Genomic DNA, 317 nt, shown 5'->3' on the forward strand with positions numbered 1-317 from the left:
ATACCACCCGCGAGGTATATACTAGCCGGTATTGGCTCTGCTAGCGTCACGATATTGCCTCATGCTGTCGCTGGAGCCCGTGGCTTGACTGCTGTGCCCGATATCGAATTTCGCGCGGTCACCAAGCGCTATGGCGCGGTCACCGCGGTGAGCGGCATCGACCTTGCCATCCCGCCTTCGGCCTTCGTCGCTTTGCTTGGCCCCTCCGGCTGCGGCAAGACGACGTGCCTGCGCATGATCGGCGGCTTCGAGCAGCCGAGCGAGGGCCAGGTGCTGATCCGCGGCCGGGACATGGCCGGGACGCCGCCTTACCGGCG

The 317-nt window shown here is 65.6% G+C and carries 1 protein-coding gene; it reads left to right on the forward strand.

Going from position 1 to position 317, the window contains the following annotated elements; genetic code table 11:
* Positions 1–84 precede the first annotated feature (84 nt).
* On the forward strand, positions 85–317 hold a 233-nt coding region (locus EN852_RS38095), incomplete at its 3' end, for an ATP-binding cassette domain-containing protein (protein WP_135879853.1).

The sequence above is a fragment of the Mesorhizobium sp. M2E.F.Ca.ET.209.01.1.1 genome, from assembly GCF_004010375.2.
GTDB lineage: Bacteria > Pseudomonadota > Alphaproteobacteria > Rhizobiales > Rhizobiaceae > Mesorhizobium.